General features: G+C 69.4%; 4 protein-coding genes. 1 reads left to right on the top strand and 3 read right to left on the bottom strand.

All coding sequences use genetic code 11. From position 1 onward, the window contains the following. Nucleotides 1-85 precede the first annotated feature (85 nt). A complete protein-coding gene (locus HMPREF0731_RS13735; RefSeq protein WP_007004752.1) occupies nt 86-1,138 on the bottom strand; it encodes an amino acid ABC transporter substrate-binding protein in 1,053 nt (350 codons plus the stop codon). Between the two features lie 303 nt (nt 1,139-1,441). Here HMPREF0731_RS13735 and lhpI point away from each other — a divergent pair, with 303 nt between their 5' ends. After that, complete coding sequence (gene lhpI / locus HMPREF0731_RS13730) at nt 1,442-2,371, top strand: bifunctional Delta(1)-pyrroline-2-carboxylate/Delta(1)-piperideine-2-carboxylate reductase (RefSeq protein WP_007004751.1); 930 nt, start codon at nt 1,442-1,444, stop codon at nt 2,369-2,371. Between the two features lie 209 nt (nt 2,372-2,580). On the opposite strand, the gene rpsO is transcribed toward lhpI, so the two are convergent. Next, nucleotides 2,581-2,850 (bottom strand): 30S ribosomal protein S15, encoded by a 270-nt coding sequence (rpsO, locus tag HMPREF0731_RS13725; RefSeq protein ID WP_040613427.1) that lies wholly within the window; start codon nt 2,848-2,850, stop codon nt 2,581-2,583. A 13-nt stretch (nt 2,851-2,863) separates the two neighbouring features. After that, nucleotides 2,864-3,853, bottom strand: a complete 990-nt coding sequence (truB, locus tag HMPREF0731_RS13720; protein ID WP_007004749.1) for a tRNA pseudouridine(55) synthase TruB — start codon at nt 3,851-3,853, stop codon at nt 2,864-2,866. Nucleotides 3,854-3,911: the final 58 nt, after the last annotated feature.

Here is a 3,911-nt window from a genome sequence, read left to right as displayed (position 1 = left end):
CCCCGCGCGACCGGCCGGGCCGGTCCCGCGGGAGCAGGCCGGCGGCCCGGCCGGGCCGGGACCGCCGGTCAGGTCCGGCGCGAGCTTACCGGAAGGGCTGGGCGTATTGCAGCCCGCCCTGCGTCCACTGCGCGTTCGGGCCGCGCTGGATGCCGAGCGGCGTCAGGTGGCGCGTGAACATCTCGCCATAGTTGCCGGTGGCCTTGATGATGCGCGCGGCCCAGGCATTGTCGACGCCGAGCATCTGGCCCAGGCCGCCGGTCTTGCCCAGCAGGCGCTGCACCTCGGGGCGCTGGTCCTCGGCCACGGCCTTGTCGACATTGGCGGCGGTGATGCCGAACTCCTCGGCGGCCAGCAGGGCGTAGTGGGTCCAGCGCACCAGGTCGGCCCAGCGCTGGTCACCATGGCGCACGGCCGGGCCCAGCGGCTCCTTGCTGATCACTTCCGGCAGGATCACATGCTCGCCCGGGTTGGGCTGGGCGGAGCGGGTGGCGGCCAGGCCGGAGACGTCGGTGGTGTAGGCGTCGCAGCGGCCGGCGACATAGGCGGAGACCAGCTCCTCCAGCCGCTCGATGATCACCGGGGTGAAGCGGATGTTGTTGGCGCGGAACCAGTCGGTCAGGTTCTGCTCGGTGGTGGTGCCGGGCTGCACGCAGACCGTGGCGCCGTCCAGCTCCTTGGCCGACTTCACGCCCAGGCTGGCCTTCACCATGAAGCCCTGGCCGTCATAGAAGTTGATCGCCGGGAAATCGAGGCCGAGCGAGGTGTCGCGCGAGAGGGTCGCCGTGGTGTTGCGCGGCAGCACGTCGATCTCGCCCGACTGCAGCGCGGTGAAGCGGTTCTGCGCCGTGGTCGGCACGTAGCGCACCTTGCTGGCGTCGTTGAACAGGGCGACGGCCAGGGCGCGGCAATACTCGACGTCGAAGCCGGTCCAGCGGCCCTGGCTGTCGGGCTGGGCGAAGCCGGCCAGGCCGGTGTTGACGCCGCAGCTCAGCGTGCCGCGGGCCTTGATGGCGTCGAGCGTCGCCGACGCGCCCTGCTGCGGGGCGGGCTGCTGCGCCGCCGCCGGCAGCGCCAGCGCCCCGACCATGGCTGCCGCGCCGAGCACGCGAAGGGTGGCAAGCCGCATGGGCTTCATAAACTCTCTCCCAATCTTTTCCGGCCCCCGGCTGCTGCCGGCGGCTCCTCCCGCGACCTGGCGATGCTGCGCCAAAGGCCGGGGCGGGATCAACGCGCTGTTGCGCACCGGTCCGCGCCCACTTCGCCCGTTAGCGGTGCGGAAGGAATGACGCAATCGTGGTATGCCATCTTCGCCAGTTGACGAGGCTGGTCATCAGAGCCTTAGCAATCGGCGTGCCAGGAAATGCAACCGGTCACGGCTTCCGTCGGCGCCCCATCTGCCTAGGATGGCGGCAGATCCCGAGGGAGACGAAGCGCCGCCATGCGCCTGATGGACCGCGACGACACCACCGCCCGCCTGCCCTGGCCCGCGCTCCGCGCCGCCTTGCAGGCCATGTTCCGCGAGGGTTGCGCGGCCCCGCTGCGGCACCGCCACCCGCTGCCGCAGAAAGAGGCAGCCGAAGGTTCGCTGCTGCTCATGCCTGCTTGGCAGGCACATCGCTATACCGGCGTGAAAATTGTGCATGTGACGCCGTCCAACGCAAAAAATTCTGCAATCCAGGCCGTCCACTCGGTGTATCTGCTGTCGCACGGCGAATCCGGTCAGCCGCTGGCCATCCTCGATGGCGGCACGCTGACCGACCGGCGCACCGCCGCCGCCAGCGTGCTGGCCGCCACCTATCTGGCGCGGCCCGAGAGCCGGGTGCTGCTGCTGCTGGGCAGCGGCAAGGTCGCCCACGCCCTGGCCGAGGCCTATGCGGAACGCTTCCCCTTGCAGGAGATCCGCATCTGGTCGCGCCGCGCCAGCAGCGCCGCGAAGCTGGCCGCGGCGCTGGTGGCGCAGGGCCTGCCGGCGCGCGCCGTGGCCGAGGCCGACCCGCGCGGGGCCGACATCATCTCCGCCGCCACGCTCTCCACCGTGCCGCTGCTCGACGGGGCGCTGGTGCAGCCGGGCACGCATCTCGACCTGGTGGGGGCCTTCCGGCCCGACATGCGGGAGAGCGACTCGGCGCTGGTGGCGCGGTCGCGCCTGTTCGTCGACACCCGCCCGGGCGCGCTGGCCGAGGCCGGCGACATCGTGCAGGCCATCGCCGAGGGCGCCATCACCGAGGCGCACATCCAGGCCGATCTGTTCGAGCTGTGCCGCGGCACGCATCCCGGCCGTGGCTCGGCCGAGGAGATCACCCTGTTCAAGTCGGTGGGCTGGGCGGGGGAGGATCTGGCGGCTGCGGTGCTGGCGTATGAGAGTTAGGTAGGCAGCCAGGAAGCCAGGATCTTCTTTTTCTGAAGAAAAAGAAGCAAAAAGACTTTTTCAGGCTGCCGCCGTCTCCCGTCACGGCGGGACGCCAAACTGACAAAAGTTTTTTGGTTCTTTTTTTCAAAAAAGAACGAAAATCTGAAAACAATAAAAAAGGGGAAGACCTTCCGGTCTCCCCCCTCTTTCGTCCGGTCGTGCCGCGATCAGCGACGCAGGCCGAGGCGCTCGATCAGGCTCTGGTAGCGGGCCTGGTTCTTGCGCTTCACATAGTCCAGCAGGCCGCGGCGCTGGCCGACCAGGACCAGCAGGCCGCGACGGCTGTGGAAATCCTTCGGGTGGGCCTTCAGGTGCTCGGTCAGCTGCGAGATGCGGTCGGACAGCAGGGCGACCTGCACTTCCGGGCTGCCGGTGTCGCCGGGCTTGGTGGCGTACTCGGCGATGATCTTCGCGCGGGCTTCGGTGTTCATCGACATCGGCATGTGCCTTTCAGTCAGTCTCCCCATCCGGCAGCGCCTGGACGGGAAGGAGGGTGTTGTCGCCCGGGCTGAGCCAGCGCTCCGGCCGCACGCGGCCGGACTCCAGTCGGACCAGTCCCTTCAGGCGCTCCCCCGCCATTGCCCGCACAAGCCCACCATCGGGGCTGGCGTCGCCGGGTATCCGCCCCATGAAGTCGACCACGGAGAGGGTCTGCCCATGGGAGAGGCGTGCGGCCTCCGCTTCCGTGACGGCCAGAGCCGGGATGTCGGCCAGCGCGGTCGTCACGGGCAACAGAAGGTCCGGGGAAGGAGGCGGCGTATCCTCCATTCCCACCAGCTTGTCCAGCGGAATCGCGTTCTCTTCGAGGAAGGGGCCGACCCGCATGCGGCGCAGCACGGCGATGTGCCCGACCGTGCCGGCGGCGCGCGCGATGTCGCGCGCCAGGCTGCGCATGTAGACGCCCTTGCCCGACTGCACGGTGAACACCGCCGTGTCGGCATCGGGGCGGGATTCCAGCTCGAACTTGTCGACGCGCGCGGGGCGCGGCGCCATCTCGGGAATCTGCCCGTCGCGCGCCAGGTCATAGGCGCGCGCGCCATTGATCTTGATGGCCGAGAAGATCGGCGGCACCTGCATGATGTCGCCGATGAAGGCGGGCAGGGCGGCGCGGATCTGCTCGTCGGTCGGGCGGGCGTCGCTGGTCTCGATGACCTGGCCCTCGGCGTCGTCGGTGTCGCGCGCCTCGCCGAACTTCAGGGTGAAGCGGTAGGTCTTGGTGCCGTCCATGACATAGGGCACCATCTTGGTCGCCGCGCCGAAGGCGATCGGCAGCACGCCGGTCGCCAGCGGGTCCAGCGTGCCGCCATGCCCGACCTTCTGCGCGTTGAAGGCGCGCTTCAGCTTGTTCACCACATCGGTGGAGCCGATGCCGGAGGGCTTGTCGACGATCAGCCAGCCATCCAGCGGACGGCCCTTCGGCTTGCGGTGCGGGCGTGCCATGAAATTCCTGCGTCACTGAAGTGTGGGCGAGAGGGCTCCGCCCTCTCGCGCTCTCCCG

This window comes from Pseudoroseomonas cervicalis ATCC 49957 (assembly GCF_000164635.1).
In the GTDB taxonomy this organism is placed as follows: domain Bacteria; phylum Pseudomonadota; class Alphaproteobacteria; order Acetobacterales; family Acetobacteraceae; genus Pseudoroseomonas; species Pseudoroseomonas cervicalis.
The sequence above is the reverse complement of the archived record's forward strand: the minus strand, read 5'-3'. Positions and strand labels throughout refer to the sequence as shown.